Raw genomic sequence first — 22,631 nt, 5'->3', positions numbered from 1 at the left:
AAGGCAGGCCACAGGAGGAGTAGGGATGCATCACACAGGTGGTTCCGGCTGGCAGATTACTACGGACACGTCCGGGCCTCTGATGATCGCGCTCTTTGTCCGTGATGCGGCAGGACTCGACGGCGCCGGCCACCCCGCGTTGTCGCATGCCGCGCCGAAGATCCGCCATGCCGACCACTCGCATCTCACCTCCGACGTCGGCGGGCTGAGCGCACTCAAGACCGAATGGGAAGCCTGGTGGGAGCAGCTGCTGAAGGCGCACCCCAGACGTCACCGGAGCTGTCCCCACCGGATTTTGAAGAATTCGGAAATTCCCCCGCCCTCCAGCGCGTCCTGCAGGCGCATTTCGGGTCCGCGCTGACCTGGGCACGGGAACGCCGCAGCGAGTACGTCCGGCTGGAAGCAGAACGGGTGGCCAGCGGTTCGGACCAGCTGTTGGGCGACATGGTGGATGACCGCCTGCTGGAGGTGGGCCGGCGGTCACGGGACTTCACCCTGACCATCATCGAACTGCCGCTGAACGAACAGCGGGCTTGGTATGTGGAGCCGGACAAGATCATCATGAGCCATAACCTCATGTCCGCGCCGGAGCTCTTCCGCAGCTACGTCCAGCCCGTGGTGGACATCCTGGTCTGAGGGTGGGCGGTCAGCATCCGGGGCATCAGCACCCCGGCCTTTAGCTGCCAGGCCGTCAGCTGCCGGTGCCGGCCGGTGCCACCGTAATGCGGACCTGCCCGGCGGGCGCGTCGGACTCCTGCCAGCCGCCCTGATCCCCACGGTCCCAGCTCCGGCCTGCAACATCCACGCGCGTCACCGCCAGGCCCTTGGCGTTGGCAACTGCCCACTGCGCCACGGACCAGGCCTGGGTGCCGTCGGCTGCCACCACGAGCGAATCATTCTCCGTGGTGATGGCGAGCGGCCCGTACGCCTGGGCTAGCTCGGACTCGACGGCGGCGGGGATGCCCGGTTCCTGCGGGGCGCGCAACATGCACAGCACGGAGGCGGGCGCCTGACCGGTCAGGCCGGACGCGAAGGACCGGCCCATATCTTCGTGTTGGGCGTATGCGAGGGGATAAGCCGAGCGCTGGACACGCTGGGCGGCGTCGGTGATTTCCAGGGACTCGTAGCCGGGAACCTTGACCAGGGCATCGTAGAAAGCATTGGCAGCGTAGTACGGGTCCATCACCTGGGCCTCGGTTCCCCACCCCTGCGAGGGACGTTGCTGGAAGAGTCCGCGGGAGTCAGGGCCGGCCTGGTCGCCATGGGTGATGTTGCGCAGCTTGGATTCCTGCATGGCGGTGGCAAGGGCGATGCTGGCTGCCCGGGGAGGCAGCCCGCGCTGCACCGCCACCGCTGTAATCAGTGAGGCATTAACCGCCTGGTCCGTTGCAAGCTCTGCGCTCTGGGTCCCGACGTCGGCCGTGCAGCGCTCCGAGACCAGGGTTTCAGAGCGCTGCAGGAAGGAGACTGCTGTGTAGATGCCGGCGCCCGCCAGCGCCAGGGTAAGCAGCAGCACGGTGGGGCGAACGAAACTGCGTCCACGTGCCACCGACGGGTCAGTTGGCGTGGAGGGCGTCGTTGAGTTCCACCGTCTGGCCCTTGCGCGGCAGCGCCTCGACGGCCCCGGTGGTGGAGTTGCGCCGGAACAGGAGGTTGGGGACGCCCGACAGCTCGGCTGCCTTCACGATCTTGGCGGTGTCTTCGCCGTTCTCGTCCTTGGGCCCAGGAACAAGCACACGGGTTCCCGCGGTGACGTACAGGCCGGCCTCCACCACGGAGTCATCGCCGACGCTGATTCCGACGCCGGAGTTGGCGCCCAGCAGGACGCGCTCACCGATGACGATCTTTTCCTTGCCGCCCCCGGAGAGGGTGCCCATGATCGACGCGCCGCCTCCCACGTCGCTGCCGTCGCCGGCGACGACGCCGGCGGAGATGCGGCCTTCCACCATGGAGGCGCCCAGGGTGCCGGCGTTGAAGTTCACAAAGCCTTCGTGCATCACGGTGGTGCCTTCGGCGAGGTGGGCACCGAGACGGACACGGTCGGCGTCGGCGATCCGGACGCCGGCGGGCACCACATAGTCCACCATGCGGGGGAACTTGTCCACGCCGTAGACGGTGACGGCACCACGGCGGCGAAGTCTGGCGCGGGTCAGTTCGAAGCCTTCCACCGCGGCGGGGCCGAAGTTGGTCCACACCACGTTGGGCAGCTTGCCGAAGATGCCGTCCAGGTTGATCGTGTTGGGCCGGACCAGCCGGTGGGAGAGCAGGTGCAGCCGGAGGTACGCGTCTGCGGTGTCAGCCGGAGCTTCGTCAAGGTTGATCTGGACGAAGACCACTTTCTGCTCGGTCCCGCGGTCAGCGTCGATGCCGCTCTCGGCGAGCTGGACCAGGGTTTCGTCCGCATTCTCCACGGCACGCAGGTTATCGGCCGCGATGCCCAGCGCCGGCGCCGGGAACCAGACGTCCAGGACCGTGGCTTCGGCCTTATCCTCGCCCGTGGCAGTGGCGATGGTTGCCAACCCGAAGCCGTAGGCGGAGCGGGCTTCGGAAGTTGCGTTCTGGTCTTTGGGCGCGGCGGAGGTAGCGGTCTCAGTCATGGCCCCAGTGTACCGAGAGGCGGGCACCGGGTTCGAACTAGACTGGCAACGTGACTGCCGAAACCGCCCCTGAATCGATCACCGCGCCTTTGGACCTCCGCCAGGACGTCTCCGTGCTGACCGCCGCCCTGATGGACATCAACAGTGTCTCCGGGAATGAGACGGAACTGGCGGACGCTGTCGAAGTGGCGCTGCGGGCCATCCCGGAACTCCAGGTGGTCCGCGACGGTGACGCCATCATCGCCCGCACGGAACTCGGCAGGACGGAACGCGTCATCCTCGCCGGACACCTGGACACAGTGCCGCTGCCGGTTACTGAAGGCGCGCGCGGTACCGTCCCGTCCACCTGGGATTCAGGCATCCCGGGGGACGGCATCCTCTACGGACGCGGGGCCACGGACATGAAGGGCGGCGTCGCCGTGCAGCTCGCGCTGGCGGCCACAATGTTCGACGGCGGCGCGGCACCCCAGCGCGACGTCACCTTCGTGTTCTACGACCACGAGGAAGTGGAAGAGGTCAAGAGCGGACTGGGCCGGCTGGTCCGCAACCACGGCAGCCTCCTGGGCGGCGATTTTGCCATCCTCCTGGAGCCGACCCATGGCACCGTCGAGGGTGGCTGCAACGGCACCAGCCGTTTTGAGGCCACGACGGTGGGTGAGGCAGCACACTCTGCCCGTGCGTGGATGGGCAGCAACGCCATCCACGCAGCGGCACCCATCCTGGCCCGGCTGGCAGCCTACGAGCCGCAGACCATTAACGTGGACGGCCTCGACTACCGCGAGAGCCTCAACGCCGTGAAGATCAATGGCGGCACGGCCGGCAACGTCATCCCGGACCGCTGCGTCGTCGAAATCAACTACCGCTTCGCCCCCGACAAGACGCCGGACCAGGCGGAGGCGCATGTGCGCGAACTGCTGGCGGGCTTCGCTGTGGTCCGCACGGACGCTGCCGCCGGTGCGCGCCCGGGACTGAACCACCCGGCTGCCGCGTCCTTCGTGGCCGCCGTCGGAGCCGAGCCGAAACCGAAATACGGCTGGACCGACGTCGCGCGTTTCAGCGAACTGGGGATCCCGGCAGTGAACTTCGGCCCCGGCGATCCGCTGCTGGCCCACAAGGACAACGAGCACGTCGACGCCGACGCCATCCGGGAGTGCCTGCGGGCGCTTCGGAGTTGGCTCGCGGCGTAAGCCTGCAAGCAGAAGGGTCCGCAGCCTGCAGGCTGCGGACCCTTCTGCTTGTGGGGTGGATGTGGCTACTTGGATTCGCGTACATCCGGTAGTTCCGGTGCGACCACAGCGGTCGGCGCTTTGGCAACGCCGCCTGCCGTCTTCGTGGAACCGCGGCGCTCGATCCAGATTGCGAGCCGGGAAACGCAGATGTTGATCACAATGTAGATGGCGGCAGCCACAAAGAAGATGGGGAACAGGAACGCGTTCCCGAGGAAGTCCGCCATGACCTGCACTGCGCGCAGAAGTTCACCGTACGCCACGATGTAGCCCAGGGAGGTGTCCTTCAGGAGCACCACGAGTTGGGCAACCAGCGACGGCATCATACGGCGGACAGCCTGCGGCAGCTCGATGAGCATCCGGGACTGGAAGCTGGTCAGGCCGATGGTCAGGCCCGCCTCCCGCTGTCCCTTTGGCAGTGATTGGATGCCGGCCCGGATGATCTCCGCGAAGATAGCGGTGTTGTAGAGGACGAGCCCGGCCACCACTGCGACGAAGGAACTTGTCCCGAACACCAGCAGGACGAAGAGCATCATCAGCACAACCGGCATGCCACGCAGGAACTCCAGGACCACGCGGGCGGGAATCCGGATCCAGGCGACCAGCGAGATGCGCAGCAGGCAGAACATCAGGCCGAGGGGAAACGCGATCACTGCGGCGAGGGCGGCGGCGGTGAGCGTGGCGCCGAGGCCATTGGCGAGCAGGGTCCAGACGTCGCCCCGGGTGAAGATCGCCCAGCGGCGACCTTCAAAAATGCCCTGCTGGGCGAGAGTCATGCCAATCCATGCCAGAAGTCCAAGGATCAGCACGGTTCCAACCACGGAACCGATCAGCGAGACCCGGCGCGCTTTGGGGCCGGGAACGTCGTAGAGGACTGAAGTCATCGGGCAATCGCCACCTTTCGTTCCACCGTGCTGGCAAGGATGCCCAGCGGAATGGTGAGGAGCAGATAGAAGAACGCAACGCCGAGCAGTACTGCCATGACCTGGTCGCCGTTGGCGTTGGCCATTTGGCGGCCGTAGCCGAACAGTTCCAGGACAAAGAACGCGCCGGCGACGGACGAGTTCTTGACGAGGGCAATCAGGATGTTGATCAGCGGCGGGATCACGGTCCGAAGCGCCTGCGGCAGGATGATGAGATTCAGGACCTGGCCGAAGTTCATGCCGATGCTGCGCGCGGCCTCAGCCTGGCCGAGCGGGACGCTGTTAACGCCCGAGCGGACGGCTTCAGCAATGAAGGCCGCTGTATAGGCGCTGAGGGCGATGATCGCTGCGACCTCGAACTGCTGGAATGTCACGCCGAGGCGGGGCAGAACGATCGCTGCGAAAAAGAAGGCAATGGTCAGTGGAGTGTTCCGGAGGATTTCCACGTAGACGGTGCTGAATCCCCGGAGTGCCGCAACGGGGGAAACGCGGGCTGCCGCCAGGAGTGTTCCGAGGATAAGGGCGATGATCCCGGAGACGACGGACAGGAAAAGAGTGCGGAGAAGGCCTTCCCAATAAAGAGGGAGGTTTTCAATGATGACTTCCATAGGATCCTTCGGCTCTGGGCGTAGGCGGTCAAAAAGCAGGCCGGCGGCTTCCGGGGAACGCGTTCAACGAATTCCCCGGAAGCCGCCGTGGCTACCTAGTAGCGGTTGATGGCGGGAAGTTCAGGGGCGGTCTTGATGACCGAGCCTGCCGTTGCTTCCCAGGCCTTCTTGTAGGACCCATCCTTGCCAAACGCCTCGAGCTGGTCGTTGATCCAGTTGCGGAATTCGGTGTCGTCCTTCTTCAGGCCAATGCCGTAGGGCTCCTTGGTGAAGGTTTCATCCGAGGCCAGCTTGAAGGCATCCGGTTCCTTGTCCACAAAGCCGGCCAGGATCACATTGTCGGTGGTGATCGCTTCGACCTGCTTGTTGCGCAGCGGCTCAAGGCAAGCGGAGTAAGTGGCTGCCGGAACGAGCTCGGCCTTGTACTTGTCCACGATTGTCGCGGCCGGGGTGGAACCGGTGACGGAGCAGACTTTCTTGCCTGCGACGTCCTCAGGCTTGGTGATGGACGTGTTGTCCTTGTTCACCATCAGCGCCTGGCCGGCCTCGTAATACGGGCCCGCGAAGCTGACGACCTGCTTGCGCTTGTCATTGATGGTGTACGTGGCAATGACAAGGTCCACCTTGCCCTGCTCAATGAAGGGTTCGCGGTTGGCTGAGACAGTCTCTGACCATTCGATCTTGTCGGCGGCGATGCCCAGCTTGGCTGCGATCAGCTTGCCCATCTCGACGTCGAAGCCCACCGGCTTGCCGTCCAGGCCCACTTGGCCGAACAGCGGCTGGTCGTACTTTGTGCCGATCTTGATGGTGCCCGCGGCGGACAGCTTGGCCATGGTGGTGCCGGCGGCAAACGTCGGCTTGTCGGCAACAGTGGGATCGCTGGTGGTGCCGGGGGTGGTGCCGCCGCATGCGCTCAGGGACAACGCCAGGGCAGCAGTGGCCGCCACGAAGAACGACTTCCGGCGGGTCATAAATGCCTTCATGACATTCCTTTCATTGGTCGGCCGTGGGTCACGGCCTGGGTGCGAACTGGAGTGTGTGTTCGGTGATGGAGAATCAGTGGGTGAGCAGCTTGGACAGGAAGTCCTTCGCGCGGTCACTCTTCGGGTTGGTGAAGAATTCCTCCGGCTTGGCATCCTCCACGATCTGGCCATCCGCCATGAAAACCACACGGTCGGCGGCTTTCCGGGCGAAGCCCATTTCGTGCGTGACCACAACCATGGTCATGCCTTCCTTGGCCAGCTGGATCATCACGTCAAGGACCTCGTTGATCATCTCGGGGTCCAGCGCGGAGGTGGGCTCATCAAAGAGCATGACCTTTGGTTTCATCGCCAGGGCACGGGCGATGGCCACGCGCTGCTGCTGGCCGCCGGAGAGCTGCGCCGGGAGTTTGGGGGCCTGATGCCCCACGCCCACGCGCTCCAGCAATGCCATGGCTTCCTTGTCGGCCTGGGCCTTGGCAACGCCTTTGACTTTGATGGGACCAAGCGTCACGTTCTCAAGGATGGTCTTGTGCGCGAAGAGGTTGAAGGACTGAAAGACCATCCCGACGTCGGCGCGGAGCTGGGCCAGTTCCTTCCCCTCCTCCGGCAACACCTTTCCATCAATGCTGATGGTGCCGCCTTCGATGGTTTCCAGACGGTTGATGGCACGGCACAACGTGGACTTTCCTGAGCCTGACGGGCCAATGACCACCACCACTTCGCCCTTACGGACGTGGAGATTGATGTCCTTCAAAACGTGCAACTGACCGTAATGCTTATTCACACCATTCAGGGAGACGAGCGCATCGCCGGGCACATGAGTAGTCATAAAGAAGAATCTAGCGAACATTGGCTGGTTATGAGGTGAATCACGCCAAGTTCGCGCGGATCGTGATTCAAGAGATACCTGCCACAGGCACGCTGGCCTTGGCATTAGCCTTGGGGGATGAGCATCAACGCAGATCCGGCCAAAACTTCCCAGCCGCGCCGTAAGGGGCCCCTTGAACTCCGTCGCAAGCAGGCTGCTGTGGAAATGTCCGACCAGCATTTGCTTGATACCAAAGGCGCAGGACAGTTCGTCCATTCAGACCCCTGGCGTGTCCTCCGGATCCAAAGCGAGTTCGTGGAGGGGTTCGGCGCGCTTGCCGATCTGGGGCCCGCCGTCAGTGTCTTCGGCTCGGCGCGCACCAAGCCCGGCAGCCCGTATTACGAAATGGGCATGGAAGTAGGCCGGAAGCTGGCAGCCGCGGGTGTGGCCGTCATTACCGGCGGCGGCCCGGGCTCCATGGAGGCCGCCAACCGCGGCACCGTGGAAGGCAACGGCGTCTCCGTCGGCCTGGGCATTGAGTTGCCCTTCGAGCAGGGCCTGAACCAGTGGGTGGACCTCGGCATTAACTTCCGCTACTTCTTCGCCCGGAAGACCATGTTCGTCAAGTATGCCCAGGGCTTCATCGTTCTTCCCGGCGGGTTGGGAACGCTGGATGAACTCTTTGAAGCCATGGTCCTGGTCCAGACCCGGAAAGTGACCTCCTTCCCGATCGTGCTCCTCGGCGTCGACTTCTGGGGGCCGATGATCGAATGGATCAAGGGCACCCTCGTGGCCGAGGGAATGGTCTCCGCAAAGGACCTGGACCTCATCCAGGTGGTGGACGATCCCGCCGAAGCGGTGCAACTGGTGCTGCACTGGACGCCCCCGGTTTCCACCAACGGCGAGCAACGGCCCGAATAGGCCGTCGGCCCGTATCTGGCACGATGGGTGCTGTGAGTTTTTTCCTGGTCTACCTCGCCATCGTGCTGATCGCCGCCACCCTGTGGGCAGGCGCCGGTGGCCGCCGCGGCATTCTGCGCAGCCTCCGCCGGGGCAGTGAACCGGCCGCGGGCTCCGAGGTCCCGGAGAATCCGATTCTCTACCCGGGGTTCGGGCAGCCACCCGCCAACCTTCCGCCGGTGCTGCTGCCCGCGGACGCTGCACCTGCCGACGTCGACCGGGTCCGCTTCTCCCTCGGCCTGCGTGGATACCGGATGGATCAGGTGGACCAGGTCCTCGACGAACTGCGGGACCAGATCGCGGCCAAAGACGAAGAAATGGGCAGGCTCCGGGCGCGGCTGCTGGAATCGGAACGGGCGGCACGCCCGGAGGCCGGCGCTTGAGCACTGACACGGGGGACCGGACGGGCCCGACGGCGTTGATCACCGCATTCGGCGCCCGCGCCAAGTGGGCGGTCCAACGCTGGCCCTGGTGGCTGCAGGTTGCCGCCCTCTACGCCACTGCCCGGCTGGTCAGCGCCTGCATCTTTATGGCAGCAGCCCTGCACCAAGGGCCCAACCCGTGGTTTCCGGCCGGCCCTGACTACTGGAACTTCATCAATATCTGGGATGCGCGATGGTACGGCCGGATCATCACCGACGGTTATCCCTCACCGCTTCCAACGGATGCCGCCGGCAACGTGCAGGAAAATGCGTGGGCCTTCTATCCGCTCTTCCCGGCCCTGGGCCGTGCGCTCGCAGGCCTGTCCGGAATCAGCCCTGCCGCGGCGCTGACGGTCGTCGCCATGCTGGCGGGGTTGGGTGCGGCGCTGGTTTTGTACTGCCTGTTCAGGCACAAGGCTTCGCACACTGCGGCGCTTTGGGGCGTGGCATTCTTCGCGACCTTTCCGGTGTCCGCCATTCTCCAGGTCCCGTACGCGGAGCCCCTTACCGTTTTCCTGCTGGCCACCGCCCTGCTGCTCGTCATCAGGCGCCGTTATTTCGTTGCCATGCCGGTGGTCCTGCTGCTGTGCCTCTCCCGACCCGTGGGTGTTCCCTTTGCCGCCATGGTGGGGCTTCTCTTCCTCTGGCGACTGGTCGAACGGGGGCGCGGGGAGCGGCCGGGCACCCACAGCCTCGGGGAGCTGGCGTCCCTGGCGGGCCTAACCGTGGTGTGCGGTGCCTCGGCACTGCTGTGGCCGGCAGCGGCCTGGGCCGCCACCGGAGATTTTGAGGCGTATACCAAAACCGAAACAGTGTGGCGCGGCCATGACCTGGTGCCCTTCAAGCCCTGGTTCGACGCCGGCGTCGACCTCTTTGGCCCCGTCCTGGGGATCGTGGCGCCATTCGTCTTTGCGGGCCTCTTTGCCCTCCTGCTGCTCTCCCCGCCGGTGGTCCGGCTTGGTGTGGAACTGCGCCTGTGGTGCGCCTGCTACATGGGCTACCTCCTGGTGTTCCTCCACCCCCAGACCAGTACTTTCCGGATGCTGCTCCCGCTGTTCCCGTTGGCCCTGGCTGCCGCGCTCTTGTCCCGGTCGAAGGCATACCGCGGCACGGTCCTGACAATGTTTGTCCTGCTCCAGATCGTGTGGATCGTCTGGCTGTGGGCATGGGCGCAGCTTCCGGGCGGCGGCGATTATCCGCCGTGATCGCGGGCGGCGCCTGGCCGGCGGATTGGGGAATCCGACGCGGCCGTAAATGTCCATCGATTAGCTACGTGCGGGTCATTACGGGATAATAGTAAGTAAGCAGGGACAAAAAGCATTCAGAAATGTTCAGCCATGGCGGCATCAGTACGGGCCGCCATAGCGGCTTGATTTGACCATGCGGACACAGCCCATCCGGGCTGATATGTCCTGGGACTAAATGGAGGGGAAATTCCTCATGGCGGCTATGAAACCACGCACCGGCGACGGCCCTATGGAAGTCACCAAAGAGGGCCGTAGCCTGATCATGCGCGTACCGCTCGAAGGCGGCGGACGGCTTGTGGTGGAACTGAACGCTGCGGAGGCGGCCAACCTTAAGGAATGCCTCGTCGGCGTGACTGAATAATCCTGTTCGGCGTTGCCGAATAATCCCGCAGGGCCAAGGTCCGCAGCCAACCCGCTGCGGACCTTGGCTTATTTGCTGTGGATCTACTTCTTAACCGCGACCAGCAGGCCGTCGCCCGTGGGAAGCATCGCGGACGCCAGGCGGTCGTCGTCGCGGATTGCCTTGCCCACCTGGCGGAGAACCACCGTGTTGGACTCCCGGACAGCCGGGTTGGCCACGCGGTCCTTGTCCAGTGCGTCGTTGATGATGAGCAGCCCGCCGGCCTTCAGGAGCCGGACGGCCTGTTCCACGTAGCCGGGCAGGCCGGGCTTGTCGGCATCAACAAACACCAGGTCATATGCGGAGTCGGTCAGGCGCGGCAGGACATCACCGGCGCGGCCGGAAATGGTGCGCGTGCGGTTGGCCGGACTGCCGGCCTCGGAAAAGGCTTCACGTGCCGCCTTCAGATGTTCGACGTCCACGTCGATGGTGGTCAGCACGGCCTGCGGTCCGAGCCCCCGCAGGATGCATACCCCCGAGACACCCGCGCCTGTGCCGATTTCGACGGCGGTCTGGGCCTTCGAGCCCGCAGCCAACACCGTCAGGACCGCACCAACACCTGCGCCGATGGGCGTCACGCCCAGTTCGAAGGAGCGCTCCCTGGCACGAAGCATAACCTCATCCTCTGCGGGCAGATCTTCTGCATAGGACCAGCTCGTGGATTTGTCGGCGCTCATGTGATTCGCTTTCTGGGCGGCAGGGGAGTGTTTAGTACAGCCTACTGTGTGCGGGGGTGCCAGCCGCGGAAGGGAATCGTTGTGCCTCTGGCTGAAGAACCGCCCCGGTCAGGAAATTCCCAGCCAACTTTGAAATGATGGATATCCGGTCATCCGTGAGGTGATCGGCGCCGAACAAAAGATGTCAACAGTATCCGGGCGATAGCAATCCACGATGGGAGTGGACGATGTCAGCATCAGGTATGGCGCCTGTCCCTGCGACGCAAGATTCCGCCGCTGTATGGGTCAGGCCCACTTGGGAGGAAGTGGTGGCCAACCACTCCGCCAAGGTCTACCGGCTGGCGTACCGCCTGACGGGGAACAAGTTCGACGCCGAGGACCTCACCCAGGAAGTGTTCGTCCGCGTCTTCCGGTCACTGGAGAATTTCAAGCCAGGGACACTGGATGGCTGGCTGCACCGCATTACCACCAACCTGTTCCTGGACCAGGCGCGCCGGAAAACCCGCATCCGGTTTGACGCGCTGGCCGATGACGCCGAGTCCCGGATCCCCGGGCGTGAACCCGGACCGGAACAGAGCTTCGAACACAACAACCTGGACCTCGATGTGCAGGCTGCCTTGGAGGAGCTGCCCCCGGACTTCCGCGCCGCCGTCGTGCTTTGCGACCTGGAAGGCCTGTCCTACGACGAAGTGGCCGCTGCCCTCGGCGTCAAACTGGGTACCGTCCGTTCCCGTATCCACCGGGGCCGGACCATGCTGCGCGAAAAGCTGGCCCACCGCGATCCCAGGCCACAGCAAGGACGCACGCCGAAGCTTTCGCTGCCGCGCATCGCCAGCATCCTCTGATCGGCACCATGACGCCCCAGAACCCCTTCGGCCGCCGGCATCACCGCGGCGCCGACCACGTGCAGACCTGCGCAGAATGTGCAGCGGCGCTGAAGCGTGAACGCCAGTACATCGAGCGGCTCCGTGACGCGGCCGTGCCGCCTGCCAGCGAGGACCTGACGGCCCGGCTGCTGGCCAGGACGCAGCTGCTCGCGGCCGCGGCCGAGCCAGCCCCGAGCCCGTACCGGGCCGCGCGGGCCGTGGCACTTGCCGCCGGCGGGACAGCAGCAGCCGCTGGAATTCTTGCCGTCAGCGCGTTTGCGCTGGCGGGGGACAGCCTGCCCGTCGCCCAATCGGCCATCAGCGGGAGCCTGGTGCAGCATACGGCCCAGCTACCGGCCGACGGCAGGGAGATCAGTGCTCCGCAGTTGTTGGCCCTACGCTCTGAAGGCTGGGTCTGTCCGGACCTGGCATCACTCGGCTTCCATGTCCGGAGCGCCAATGCCATAACGCTGAATGGGCGGCCGGCGGTGGAAATGCACCTGACTGATGGGCAACACTATGCCACCATCGTGGAACACCATCCCGTGGACGCCCAGCAGGAGTCGGGTCAGGACGCCGGGCAGAACTCCGAACAGAACTCCGAACAGAACTTCGGTGAGAACGAGGGGAAGCTGCTGGTCAGCAGCTTGGCGCCCTGGACGGCCACCGTGGAGACCACTGCAGGAACTTTCACTGTTGAGTCCGACCTCCCGGCGGAGCAGGCTGATGACGCCGTTCCAGTGCTGCAGCGGCTCAGCGTCCTCGCCATAGAAGGAATTAACGCGGGTGTCAGCACCGCGCCTGCCTCCTCCCCGGCGACCGCAGCGGACGACTCTCCCACCGCCCGGTTGGAGCGGGGAATCCGCAAACTCGGGGAGATGCTGGCTCCGTGATGCAGGCACTGTGCGACGCTGGCGGGCAGGAATCGTCAGTGGGGCTCCGGAGAGGGTAATCTTCCTAAAGTGTTTGGAATCAACGGCCCGGAGTTCTTCCTCCTGCTGATCATCGGCATCCTGGTGATCGGTCCCCAGCGGCTGCCCGAATACACCCAGAAACTTGCGAATCTCGTGAAGGAAGTCCGCCGGATGGCCTCCGGTGCCCGGGAGCAGATCAAGGAAGAAGTCGGCATCGACATCGACGATGTCGACTGGAAGAAATACGATCCCCGCCAGTACGATCCGCGGCGCATCATCAAGGAAGCCCTCCTGGACGACGACACCAAGTCCGTCAGTGCCGGAGCGCCGGCAGCGGTGGCTGCCGTCGCCGGTGCAGGGGCGGTTGCCGCGGGCGGGACGGGTCCCTCCCGTCCCGATCGTGTAGTCCAGTCGCTGCCTCCGGGCGAACCCGCGCCGTTCGATACCGAAGCCACCTAGGCCCCCGCTGCCTCTGATGGGCGACGTTGCGTTAACGCGGCTGCAGGCCCAGTTTCATCCCTGCCAGGCCCCTGGGCCTGGCAGCAAGTTTTCCGGCGATGCCGGTCAAAGCAATGGCCGCCGGAGTGTCTGGCCGGCCAAGCACGATGGGCGTGCCGGCGTCGCCGCCTTCCCGCAGCAGGATGTCCAGCGGAATCTGTCCCAGGAGCGGCACATCGGTGCCCACCGTCGTTGTCAGCCGTTCGGCGAGGACCGCCCCACCGCCGCTTCCGAACAGCTCCATCCTCCCGCCGTCGGGCATTTCCAGGTATGACATGTTCTCGATGACGCCGGCCACCGTCTGACCTGTCTGGGTGGCAATGGCACCGGCGCGCTCGGCGACGTCGGCAGCTGCGGCCTGGGGTGTGGTGACCACCAGGATCTCAGCCTTCGGCAGCAACTGGGCCACCGAAATCGCGATGTCGCCGGTGCCGGGCGGCAGGTCGAGGAACAGGGCGTCGAGGTCGCCGAAGTAGACGTCCGTCAGGAACTGTTCCAGGGCCCGGTGGAGCATCGGCCCGCGCCAGGCAACCGGCTGGTTTCCGGCGACGAACATACCGATGGAAATCACTTTTACGCCGTAGGCCACCGGGGGCAGGATCATGTCGTCCACCCGGGTGGGCGCCTGCGTGATGCCCATCAGGGCCGGAACCGAGAAGCCATGGACGTCGGCGTCCACAATGCCCACACGGAGGCCCTGGGCGGCCAGGGCGCAGGCAAGGTTGACGGTCAGCGATGACTTGCCCACACCACCCTTGCCGCTTGCCACCGCGAACACCTTGGTCAGGGACCCCGGCTCGTTGAACGGAATCCCGCGCTGCCCGGAGGCGCCGCGGAGCTGTTCCTTCAGGGCGTCCCGCTGGGCCTGGTTCATCACTTTCAGTTCAACCTCGACGGCGGTCACGCCCGGGACTGCGGACAGCGCCTTCTCGGAGTCTGCGGTAATGGTCCCGCGCAGGGGGCAGCCCGCGATGGTCAGCAGGACAGCCAGCCTGACCCGGCCGTCCGCAGCCACATCCACGGACTCCACCATGCCCAGTTCCGTGATGGGACGGCGGAGCTCAGGATCGATCACGGTGGCCAGCGCAGCGTGGACTGCCTGCTCCAGGGAGGCGCTCATGCGGGCGGGGCTCAGCTTTCGGTGGTGGGGATGTGCTTGGGGACGGCCGGGTCCTGGATTGCGGGGTCGGTAGCGACGGCGTCTTTGGTGACGGCGTCCTTGGCGACAGTGTCGTTGGCGACATGGCTGGGTTTGACCTTGGGAATCTGCTGCGTGCGGGGGTTCCGCTGTTTGTCGCGCTTTTCCTTCAGCTTTTCCTTGACCTTCTCACGCGGGGACTCGTGGCTGCCGGATCCGGCGGGATCGTGGGTCCGCAGTTCCTCCTGCGCTTCCAGCATGTCCTCGAGGAGTGTCCGCAGTTCGGCCCGGACGTAGTCGCGGGTGGCCACTTCGCGCAGCGCGATCCTCAGCGACGCCAGTTCCCGGGTGAGGTACTCGGTGTCGGCCAGGTTGCGTGCCGCCTGTTGGCGGTCCTGCTGGAGGGAGACCCTGTCCCGGTCGTCCTGCCGGTTCTGGGCCAGCAGCAGCAGCGGGGCCGCGTAGGAGGCCTGCAGGGAAAGCATGAGTGTCAGGAGGGTGTAGCCCAGGAGGCGTGAATCGAACTGCCACTCCGCCGGTGCCCACGTGTTCCAGACCAGCCAGATGACGACGAAGACCGTCATGTAGACGAGGAACTGCGGCGTGCCCATAAACCGGGCGAAGCCTTCCGTCGCATGGCCGAATGCATCCGGGTCGGGTGAGAACTTCGGCAGGATGCGCTGGCGGCCACTCAGGGGTGTGTCGAGTCCGCCCTTGGCCGCTGCCTTCTTGTTGGGATTCTTGGGGGCGCCGGTGTCAGCCAATGCGGCCTCCCAGTTTTTTTACCGGGGCTTCGCCGTCATAGGCGCGCCAGTCATCCGGCAACAGATGATCCAAAACGTCATCAACAGTCACCGCCCCCACGAGCCGGCCTGCGTCATTGACCACGGGAAGACAGTTCAGGTTGTAGGTGGCGAGCGTGCGCGCCACCTCGCTGATGTGGGCCTGGTCCGAGACCGGCTCAAGGGTCTTGTCCACGAGGTTGCCCAGGGGTTCCGGCGGCGGATAGCGGAGCAGTTGCTGGATGTGCACAACGCCCAGGAACCGTCCAGTGGGGGTTTCCAATGGGGGCCGGGCGATGAAGATGGACGAGGCGAGGGCGGGGGAGAGTTCCTCACGGCGGACGTGGGCCAGTGCCTCGGCGACAGTTGCCTCCGGGGGGAGGATCACCGGAACAGGCGTCATCAGGCCACCGGCCGTGTCCTCGTCGTATTCGAGGAGCCGCCTGACGTCCTCGGCGCCTTCGGGTTCCATGAGGCGGAGAAGCTCCTCCGCCTGTGCAGAAGGAAGCTCGGCGAGGAGGTCGGCGGCGTCGTCGGGGTCCATTTCCTCCAGGACGTCCGCCGCACGTTCGACGTCGAGGGCGGAGAGGATCTCCACCTGGTCGTCTTCGGGCATTTCCTGCAGCACGTCGGCCAGGCGTTCATCCTGGAGTTCGCTGGCCACTTCGAAGCGGCGTTTGTCGCTCATTTCCTGCAGCGCCTCGGCGAAGTCAGCGGGTTTGAGGTCCTCGTGGTTGGCCACGAACTGGGTGGCGGCCTGGGGTTCGGTGCGGGCACCTTGGAGGGCGTCGGCCCAGTCGATGATCATGGTCTCGTTCCGGCGCAGCCGGCTGAGCGGGGACAGGGAGTGGCCCCGGCGGACGAACAGCTTGCTCACGAACCAGTCGCGGGACCGGTGCTGGTCCATGGCGATGTCCTCAATGGTGGCGTCGCCGCTGCCGTCACGGAGCGTCACGCGGCGGTCGAACATTTCCGCGACCACCAGCGTCTCCGCGCCGCGCTGCTCAAAGCGCCGGAGGTTGACCAGTCCCGTGCAGATGATCTGTGTCTGGTCGATGGAGGTAATGCGTGTCATCGGCACAAAGACGCGTTTTTTGCCGGGAACTTCGACGACGATGCCCACCACGTGCGGGGCGCCGCGGCTGCCACGCGAGAGCACCACCACATCGCGCAACCTGCCCAGGCGGTCGCCCAAGGGGTCGAAGACGTCAAGACCCAGCAGGCGGGCCACGAAGACGCGCGAAAGATTTGTACTCACGTCTACAGGCTACCGAGTCTGCTCTCTTTTAGCTGAATTTACAGGCGGCATACATGCTGATGGGCAAGAATGGATGTATGTCAAACATTTTTGGTGCTCCCAAGGCCGGTGGCCCCAGTGGGCCCGACGACGCCCGCACGGTGCCCACCGGTGACACCGTAGGCTCGTACACCTCTTACTTGGATGCCCAGAAGGCGGTGGACTACCTCGCCGACCAGCAGTTCCCGGTCCAGATGGTTTCCATCGTGGGCAACGAACTCAAGATGGTTGAGCGGGTGACCGGCCGCCTCAGCTACCCCCGGGTGGCTCTCTCCGGGGCGCTCAGCGGTATGTGGTTCGGACTCTTCGTTGGCGTCATGCTTTCCTTCTTCGCACCATCGCCCGGCTACTTCTCCATCCTGGCGTCTGTGCTGATGGGGGCTGCCTTCTTTATGCTGTTCGGCATCGTCACGTATGCCATGCAGCGCGGAAAGCGGGATTTCACCTCAACAAGCCAGGTGGTGGCCACCAGCTACGACGTTGTGGTCTCGGTGGAAGCTGCCCATGATGCGCGCCGGCTGCTCCAGCAACTGCCCATGACCCGCTCGGACGCAGCAGCCGGCCCATACAATCCCCAGGGCTACCAGAACCAGCAGTACGGCCAAACGGGCCACCAGGGTCAGCACCGCGGCGAGCCGGGCCAGCCGGGAAATCAGCCTGGTCCGGCACCCGCACGCCCTGCCAGTTGGAATGACCCCTACGGACAGCAGGGTGCCGGAACGTCGGGCCAAGGGACAGCCGAAGGCGTGGGCCAGGCCACCGGCCCGGACCAGGTCACGCAGCCGGAGGCAGCGGCCCAGCCGGCGAAGGCTCCCGCTGCCGCCGTCCGCTACCCGGACCTCCCTGACGGCCGGCCGCAGTACGGCGTCCGTGTCTCAGACCAGGCCACCACAGGCCAGCGTGGCACGGAACAGGGACAGACCGGGTCAGAGCAGCCCGCGGCGGATGGGTCCCGGGCGCACTCCCAGCCTGGCTCCTCCAAGGACTCCGGCGAATCCACACCCTAAGCGGCGTCGCCGGAGGCCAGATTGACCCACGGCCCGAGGAACAAGGCCGCAATAAACAAACAACTCCGCCCGGAACAGCAACGGCTGTACCGGGCGGAGTTGTTTGTTGTTCGAAGCGGCCTTACTTGACGCCGCCGGCGGTCAGGCCGCCCACGAGGTACTTCTGGAACATGAAGTACAGGACCACCACAGGGACGGCACAGACCAGTGAGGCAGCCATCAGCTGGGAGTACACGGGGATTGCGCCACCCTCAACCGCGGACGCGAAGACCTGCAGCGCAACTGCGGCAGTGTGCGTGTCCGGCCGTGTGAACACCGACGCGAAAAGCACGTCATTCCAGCCCAGCAGGAAGGCAAAAATCGCCGAAACGATGATCCCGGGCCAGCTGAGCGGGATGATGATCCGGAACAGGATCCCGAGGTTGGAAGCGCCATCGATGCGCGCCGCTTCCTCCAATTCCCGCGGCAGGCCGCGGAGGTACGTGACCATCACCCAGGTTGAGAACGGCAGGGCGAACGTCAGGTAGGCGATAAACAGGCCCCAGAGCGTGCCGATAACGGTCACACCCAAGTAAGTTCCGGCCGAGGAGAAGAGCACAAAGACCGGCAGGAGCATCAGGGTGCCCGGGACGGACTGGAGACCCAGCAGCCCGCGCAGCACCGTCAGGCGCCCGACGAACTCAAACCGCACCAGCACGTACGCCGTGCCAATGGCCATGATCGCGGAGACAATGGCCGTGGCCCCGGAAACGATCAGGCTGTTGCCGATGGCTTTCGCCAGACCCACGGAATCCCAGATTTTGGTGTAGCTGTCCAAGGAGAAGCTGCTCGGCCAGAACTCGCCGCTGGCGACTCCCACATCCGTGTTCAGCGAGGCCAGGAAGATGTACACGATGGGAACGAGGACCAGGGCGCAGAGCAGGACCGTGAGGATGGCCAGCAGCGGCCTCGGCATGAGGCGTGTGACCTCCAGGGCTGCGTCACGCCGGATGGGCTGCTTCTTCTGCTGCTCGATCGCGTTCGCCGTGTCGATGGTCATTTCTTTCCTCCTTCGTGCACATCAAGCCGGACTGCGCGCAGGTAGATGAAGAGCGGAATGGCGATCAGGATCAGCGAAACGACCGCCATGGCGGCGCTGAGGCCGAACCGGAAGCTCTGGAAGCTGGTGACGTACACCAGGATCGGCAGCACATTCACATCCGACGGCGCCGGCGCACCAAACAGGACATAGGGGAGGGTGAAGTTGTTGATGTGGTTCAGGGTGGCAAGCAGGAAGGCGAGCGAAACCGGTCCCTTCAGGTAAGGGAAGATCACGTAGCGCAGCTTATTCCACCACAGTGCCCCATCAAGGGCAGACGCCTCGTGGACCTCGTGGTCCACCGCCTGCAGGCCGGACAGCGCCAGCAGGTAGATGAACGGCCAGGCCGCCCATATCTCCACCCACACCAGCGTCCAGTACGCGTTTGGGCCGTTAAGCCACAGCCCCCCGTCCATTCCCATGTTGGTCAGCGTCACGTTCACGATGCCGTCCGGCTGCAGCATGGTCCGCCACACGCTGGCCACCACAAACGACGGCAGGACATAGGGGATCAGGAAGATGGAACGCACGACGGCACGGCCACGGTAGGCGTTCTGGGTTACGACGGCGGCGGCCACGCCAAGCGGAATGGTCACCACCGTGGAGATCACCGCGAAGGAAACAGACAGCCAGATCGAGCGGAGCAACTCACTGCTGAGCGCCGCTTCAATGTAATTCTGGATGCCGATGAATTCGGCACTGACCCATTGGCGAAGGGTGTACTGGTCCAGATCGATCAGCGACATCCAGATGCCCATGGCCAGGGGGACGAGGATGACGATCGTCATCAGCAGCCCGCCGGGAATCAGGAGCCACAGGGGCCGGTTCTTCTCGCTCAGCCCCTTGCGGCGCTTCCCAAGGGGTGTGGTTTCGCCGGGTCCGGCGGCCGCCCCGGCCGCGGGACTGCTGTCCGACGGCCGGGGCTCGGTAACGCTGCTAGCCATTTTTCGTAACCTTCCGCAGTTGGTGGGTCGGTCCTACTTCTTGGCCCGGTCCAGTGCAGTCTGCGATTTCGCCTGTTCGTCCTTGAGCCGCTGGGACAGGTTGGATTCGCTGACTGCGCCGGAGGAAAGATCCGGAATGGACTGGACAACCACGTTGGTCAGCGACAGCTGGACATCGCCCCAGGCACCGCTGAAGGGCGTTGCCACGGACTTGGCACCCGATTCGAGGGCAGGTGCAATCACTTCGTTGGTTGCGAGCTCCTTCGCGGCTTCCTGGTTGGCGGGCAGTTGGCCGAATACCTTGAAGTAGTTGAGCTGGACTTCCTTGTCGGTGATCATCTTGATGAACGCGAAGGCGAGGTCCTTCTGCTTCGAGTAGTCGGCGACCACGAGGTTGTCACCGGAGAGGATGCTGGCGGCAGGCTTACCGCCCGAAGGGTTGGAGGTCTCGCCCGGGGGAACAGTCGGCATCAGGGCGTACTTGTACTTGCCCTTGACGGCCGAGGCGTCCAGTGCGGGGATGGACAGCGGCGACGTCATGGGGAAGTACGCTGCCTTGCCGGCTGCGAAGGCGGCCAGGGCCTGCGGATTGGCCCACCCAACAGCGGAGGGGTCAACCACCTTGTCCTTGGTCACCCAGCCGAAGTAGGTCTCGTAGGCCTTCTTGGTGATGGGGTCATCGAGACGGACCTTGCTGCCGTCGATGATGGGGTTGCCGGCCTGGATGGACATGCCCCAGATGTACTTCCAGGGGTCGAAGTTGTCCTTGTAGGCCACGGCAACACCGTACTGGTCACCCTTGGTGAGCTTCTTTGCCTGCTCGGTGAATTCATCCCAGGTGGTGGCGGGCTTGTCGATGCCTGCAGCTGCCAGCAGTTCAGTGTTGTAGGCCATCACGAACGGCCGGCTCACGAACGGAATGCCGATTTGGTTGCCCTCGTCCGGCCCGGAAATGCCGAGCGCCGCGGGAACGAACTTGTCCTTGCCGCCGAGCTGGTTCCATTCGTTGTCACCGAGTTTCACAAACGCCCCGGTGGAGTAAGCCGTGGGGGTGAATGTGGTGCCGAGTCCGTAAACGTCAGGTCCTTGGCCCGAGACGACGGACGTCTGGATCCGGGTCATCTCGTCATTGGCGCTGGCGAACGTCTCCCACTGGATCTCGGCTCCGGTTTCCGCCTTGAACTTGGCGCTCATTTCCTTGAACCAGGCCTGCTGTTCCTGGGGGTACTGCGCGGTGACGTTCATCAGGACGCTGAGTTTTTTTCCGGTGCCGTCCACCTTGCCGCCCGAGGCGCCGGGGGTGGTACCGCCTGTGCCGCCCGATCCGCCGCATGCGGCAAGCATCAGGACGGAAATGGCCGCTGCGGCAATAGTGCCGAGGCGACGCGGTTTGGACATACCCATGAGACTTCTCCTTTGAAGACATACATTGCGGCAGAGACCCGAGACTAAAACTCAGTCTACGATTTTCATTCTCTGCGGCTAGCGTATTCATCAACGCCAACTTTTGGCAAGCGATTGCCAAAAACTGTTATGAGAGTTTCACCAAGGGGTATGGTCGTCCAGCGCATCGCTGCCGGGATGCGCTGGACGCAAAGACTCCTAGCGGAAGTCTCCGCTTGCCAAGCCGCCGTCCAGCTCCTGGTAGATGCCTGCCATCCAGGACTCGACGTCGTCAGCCTTGCGCGGCAGCGCGGCGCTGAGGTTCACCGGACCATCGGCCGTCATGAGGATGTCGTCCTCGATCCGCACCCCGATGCCGCGGTACTCCGCCGGGATGGCCAGGTCCTCGTTCTTGAAGTACAGGCCGGGTTCGATGGTGAAGACCATGCCCTCCGTCAGGATGCCGTCGAGGTACAGTTCGCGCTTTGCCTGGGCGCAGTCGTGGACATCCAGGCCAAGGTGGTGACTGGTGCCGTGCGGCATCCAGCGGCGGTGCTGCTGGCCTTCCGTGCTGACGGCCTCCTCGACACTTACCGGGAGCAGCCCCCACTCGGCTAGACGTTCCGCCAACACATTGGTGGCCGCGGTGTGGATGTCCCGGAACTTGGCACCTGGCTGGGCAGCGGCGAATCCGGCGTCGGCAGCGTCCAGGACTGCCTCGTAGACCTTGCGCTGGACTGCGGTGAACGTGCCGTTGACAGGCAGGGTCCGGGTGACGTCGGCGGTGTAGAGCGAGTCCGCTTCAACGCCGGCGTCCAGCAGCAGCAGTTCGCCGGCGTTGATCCTGCCGGTGTTCCGCGTCCAGTGCAGGACTGTGGCGTTGTTGCCGGCGGCGGCGATGGTGTCGTAGCCCAGTTCATTGCCTACCTCGCGGGCACGGGCAAAGAACGCGCCTTCCACCACGCGCTCGCCGCGTGCATGGGTCAGGGCGCGGGGCAGGGCCTTGACTACCTCCACGAAGCCCTCGACAGTCGCAGCTACTGCAGTCATCATCTGTTCGATTTCCCACTCATCCTTCAGGAGGCGGAGTTCAGACAGCGCTTCGGAAAGCTTTTCATCCAGTGCATCCAGGACAGCCAGGTCCAGGTTGTCCGGGTCCTTGGCAGTGTTGTACCGGGCAGTATCCACCAGGGCGTCGATGTTCTCGTCCACCTTGCGAACCAGCCGGATGGAGATGCCGCCGATCTCCGGGGCACCCACATTCTTGGTGATCGCGGATTCAAGTCCATCGATGTGGGCGGTGGCCAGGCCCAGGCGCGCTTCGAACTCGGCCAGGGTGGGCCGTGCACCGATCCAGAACTCGCCGGAACGGGAGTCAGCGTAGAACTGTTCTGTATCCCGGCCGGCCAGCGGACGGAAGTACAGCGTCGCACGGTGGTGACTGCCGCCATCGCCCTTTCCTTCACCGGCCGGTTCCAGAATGAGCACGGCATCCGGCTCATGATCCAGGCCCAGCCCGGTGAGATGCGCGAAGCCGGAATGCGGACGGAACCGGTAGTCGCAGTCGTTGGAGCGGACCTTCAGCGGACCGGCGGGGATGACCAGGCGTTCGCCTTTGAACTTCTCTGAGATGGCCTGGCGCCGGGCCGCGGCGTAGTTGGCCACGGCGTCGAGCGCCGGCAGGTGCTGCCCGGACGGCGCCCAGTTACTGGCCATAAAGGCCTTGAAAGCAGCGGAACTGGGCCGCTGAGAGCGGTTGTTGACGCGCTCGTCGAGGGGCTGGGAGACAGAGGTCGGGGTGTTTTCGGCATCGTTCACGGCACCATCGTCTCACCAGCACCGAGCCGGGGCCAATACCGGCGCGGACGCGGTC

At 64.7% G+C, this 22,631-nt stretch carries 23 protein-coding genes and 1 pseudogene; 10 read left to right on the top strand and 14 right to left on the bottom strand.

Annotated elements, in window-relative coordinates:
• Positions 1–25: 25 nt before the first annotated feature.
• Positions 26–636, top strand: a pseudogene (locus tag NIBR502772_RS17225) (hypothetical protein).
• Between the two features lie 55 nt (positions 637–691).
• Here the strand turns inward: NIBR502772_RS17225 and NIBR502772_RS17220 are convergent.
• Positions 692–1,549 carry a hypothetical protein gene (locus NIBR502772_RS17220; RefSeq protein WP_371706696.1) on the bottom strand — a complete coding sequence of 286 codons (858 nt, stop codon included), beginning with the start codon at positions 1,547–1,549 and terminating at the stop codon, positions 692–694.
• Positions 1,550–1,556: 7 nt separating this feature from the next.
• Complete coding sequence (gene dapD / locus NIBR502772_RS17215) at positions 1,557–2,597, bottom strand: 2,3,4,5-tetrahydropyridine-2,6-dicarboxylate N-succinyltransferase (RefSeq protein ID WP_141141094.1); 1,041 nt, start codon at positions 2,595–2,597, stop codon at positions 1,557–1,559.
• Between the two features lie 50 nt (positions 2,598–2,647).
• Here dapD and dapE point away from each other — a divergent pair, with 50 nt between their 5' ends.
• A complete protein-coding gene (gene dapE, locus NIBR502772_RS17210; RefSeq protein ID WP_141141093.1) occupies positions 2,648–3,784 on the top strand; it encodes a succinyl-diaminopimelate desuccinylase in 1,137 nt (378 codons plus the stop codon).
• A gap of 65 nt (positions 3,785–3,849) precedes the next feature.
• Here dapE and NIBR502772_RS17205 read toward each other — a convergent pair whose 3' ends face one another.
• The 4 genes from NIBR502772_RS17205 to NIBR502772_RS17190 all read right to left on the bottom strand — a co-directional run bounded on the left by NIBR502772_RS17205 (position 3,850) and on the right by NIBR502772_RS17190 (position 7,166).
• Complete coding sequence (locus NIBR502772_RS17205) at positions 3,850–4,707, bottom strand: amino acid ABC transporter permease (protein WP_104062134.1); 858 nt, start codon at positions 4,705–4,707, stop codon at positions 3,850–3,852.
• Positions 4,704–5,354 carry an amino acid ABC transporter permease gene (locus NIBR502772_RS17200; protein WP_056343998.1) on the bottom strand — a complete coding sequence of 217 codons (651 nt, stop codon included), beginning with the start codon at positions 5,352–5,354 and terminating at the stop codon, positions 4,704–4,706. The genes NIBR502772_RS17205 and NIBR502772_RS17200 overlap by 4 nt, the downstream gene beginning before the upstream one ends.
• A 95-nt stretch (positions 5,355–5,449) precedes the next feature.
• Positions 5,450–6,337 (bottom strand): glutamate ABC transporter substrate-binding protein, encoded by an 888-nt coding sequence (locus NIBR502772_RS17195; RefSeq protein ID WP_141141092.1) that lies wholly within the window; start codon positions 6,335–6,337, stop codon positions 5,450–5,452.
• A 73-nt stretch (positions 6,338–6,410) separates the two neighbouring features.
• Complete coding sequence (locus NIBR502772_RS17190) at positions 6,411–7,166, bottom strand: amino acid ABC transporter ATP-binding protein (RefSeq protein ID WP_104062136.1); 756 nt, start codon at positions 7,164–7,166, stop codon at positions 6,411–6,413.
• Between the two features lie 117 nt (positions 7,167–7,283).
• Between NIBR502772_RS17190 and NIBR502772_RS17185 the strand changes: the two genes are divergently transcribed.
• The 4 genes from NIBR502772_RS17185 to NIBR502772_RS17170 all read left to right on the top strand — a co-directional run bounded on the left by NIBR502772_RS17185 (position 7,284) and on the right by NIBR502772_RS17170 (position 10,135).
• Positions 7,284–8,066: a TIGR00730 family Rossman fold protein gene (locus tag NIBR502772_RS17185; RefSeq protein WP_056343990.1), complete on the top strand. Its 783-nt coding sequence runs from the start codon at positions 7,284–7,286 to the stop codon at positions 8,064–8,066.
• Positions 8,067–8,089: 23 nt separating this feature from the next.
• On the top strand, positions 8,090–8,488 hold the full coding sequence (locus NIBR502772_RS17180; RefSeq protein WP_104062137.1) for a DivIVA domain-containing protein: 399 nt from the start codon (positions 8,090–8,092) through the stop codon (positions 8,486–8,488).
• Positions 8,485–9,732, top strand: a complete 1,248-nt coding sequence (locus NIBR502772_RS17175) for a hypothetical protein (RefSeq protein ID WP_371706695.1) — start codon at positions 8,485–8,487, stop codon at positions 9,730–9,732. The genes NIBR502772_RS17180 and NIBR502772_RS17175 overlap by 4 nt, the downstream gene beginning before the upstream one ends.
• A 235-nt stretch (positions 9,733–9,967) precedes the next feature.
• Positions 9,968–10,135 (top strand): DUF3117 domain-containing protein, encoded by a 168-nt coding sequence (locus NIBR502772_RS17170; RefSeq protein ID WP_009357720.1) that lies wholly within the window; start codon positions 9,968–9,970, stop codon positions 10,133–10,135.
• 83 nt (positions 10,136–10,218) lie between these two features.
• On the opposite strand, the gene NIBR502772_RS17165 is transcribed toward NIBR502772_RS17170, so the two are convergent.
• Complete coding sequence (locus tag NIBR502772_RS17165; protein WP_056343985.1) at positions 10,219–10,851, bottom strand: O-methyltransferase; 633 nt, start codon at positions 10,849–10,851, stop codon at positions 10,219–10,221.
• 227 nt (positions 10,852–11,078) lie between these two features.
• Between NIBR502772_RS17165 and sigE the strand changes: the two genes are divergently transcribed.
• From sigE to NIBR502772_RS17150, 3 genes are all read left to right on the top strand, one after another.
• Positions 11,079–11,696, top strand: a complete 618-nt coding sequence (gene sigE / locus NIBR502772_RS17160) for an RNA polymerase sigma factor SigE (RefSeq protein WP_058931858.1) — start codon at positions 11,079–11,081, stop codon at positions 11,694–11,696.
• A gap of 8 nt (positions 11,697–11,704) precedes the next feature.
• Positions 11,705–12,610: an anti-sigma factor gene (locus tag NIBR502772_RS17155; protein WP_246848569.1), complete on the top strand. Its 906-nt coding sequence runs from the start codon at positions 11,705–11,707 to the stop codon at positions 12,608–12,610.
• A 69-nt stretch (positions 12,611–12,679) separates the two neighbouring features.
• Positions 12,680–13,090 carry a Sec-independent protein translocase TatB gene (locus tag NIBR502772_RS17150; RefSeq protein ID WP_104062139.1) on the top strand — a complete coding sequence of 137 codons (411 nt, stop codon included), beginning with the start codon at positions 12,680–12,682 and terminating at the stop codon, positions 13,088–13,090.
• 31 nt (positions 13,091–13,121) lie between these two features.
• Here NIBR502772_RS17150 and NIBR502772_RS17145 read toward each other — a convergent pair whose 3' ends face one another.
• The 3 genes from NIBR502772_RS17145 to NIBR502772_RS17135 are packed head-to-tail and all read right to left on the bottom strand — an operon-like array spanning position 13,122 to position 16,307.
• On the bottom strand, positions 13,122–14,249 hold the full coding sequence (locus NIBR502772_RS17145; RefSeq protein ID WP_141141091.1) for an Mrp/NBP35 family ATP-binding protein: 1,128 nt from the start codon (positions 14,247–14,249) through the stop codon (positions 13,122–13,124).
• Positions 14,250–14,260: 11 nt separating this feature from the next.
• A complete protein-coding gene (locus NIBR502772_RS17140; protein ID WP_246848568.1) occupies positions 14,261–15,031 on the bottom strand; it encodes a DUF1003 domain-containing protein in 771 nt (256 codons plus the stop codon).
• Positions 15,024–16,307, bottom strand: a complete 1,284-nt coding sequence (locus NIBR502772_RS17135; protein WP_141141090.1) for a magnesium transporter MgtE N-terminal domain-containing protein — start codon at positions 16,305–16,307, stop codon at positions 15,024–15,026. Before NIBR502772_RS17135 ends, NIBR502772_RS17140 begins: the two co-directional genes overlap by 8 nt.
• Positions 16,308–16,384: 77 nt before the next feature.
• On the opposite strand from NIBR502772_RS17135, the gene NIBR502772_RS17130 reads away from it, so the two are divergent.
• On the top strand, positions 16,385–17,353 hold the full coding sequence (locus NIBR502772_RS17130) for a general stress protein (RefSeq protein WP_141141089.1): 969 nt from the start codon (positions 16,385–16,387) through the stop codon (positions 17,351–17,353).
• Between the two features lie 121 nt (positions 17,354–17,474).
• Here NIBR502772_RS17130 and NIBR502772_RS17125 read toward each other — a convergent pair whose 3' ends face one another.
• The 4 genes from NIBR502772_RS17125 to NIBR502772_RS17110 all read right to left on the bottom strand — a co-directional run bounded on the left by NIBR502772_RS17125 (position 17,475) and on the right by NIBR502772_RS17110 (position 22,576).
• On the bottom strand, positions 17,475–18,308 hold the full coding sequence (locus NIBR502772_RS17125) for a carbohydrate ABC transporter permease (RefSeq protein ID WP_246848819.1): 834 nt from the start codon (positions 18,306–18,308) through the stop codon (positions 17,475–17,477).
• 80 nt (positions 18,309–18,388) lie between these two features.
• Positions 18,389–19,375: a carbohydrate ABC transporter permease gene (locus tag NIBR502772_RS17120; protein WP_141141087.1), complete on the bottom strand. Its 987-nt coding sequence runs from the start codon at positions 19,373–19,375 to the stop codon at positions 18,389–18,391.
• 33 nt (positions 19,376–19,408) lie between these two features.
• Complete coding sequence (locus tag NIBR502772_RS17115; RefSeq protein WP_168223621.1) at positions 19,409–20,773, bottom strand: ABC transporter substrate-binding protein; 1,365 nt, start codon at positions 20,771–20,773, stop codon at positions 19,409–19,411.
• A gap of 204 nt (positions 20,774–20,977) precedes the next feature.
• Positions 20,978–22,576, bottom strand: a complete 1,599-nt coding sequence (locus NIBR502772_RS17110) for an aminopeptidase P family protein (RefSeq protein WP_141141086.1) — start codon at positions 22,574–22,576, stop codon at positions 20,978–20,980.
• Positions 22,577–22,631: the final 55 nt, after the last annotated feature.

This window comes from Pseudarthrobacter sp. NIBRBAC000502772, assembly GCF_006517235.1.
In the GTDB taxonomy this organism is placed as follows: domain Bacteria; phylum Actinomycetota; class Actinomycetes; order Actinomycetales; family Micrococcaceae; genus Arthrobacter.
Note: the sequence above shows the minus strand (reverse complement) of the source record. Positions and strands in the feature narration are given on the sequence as shown.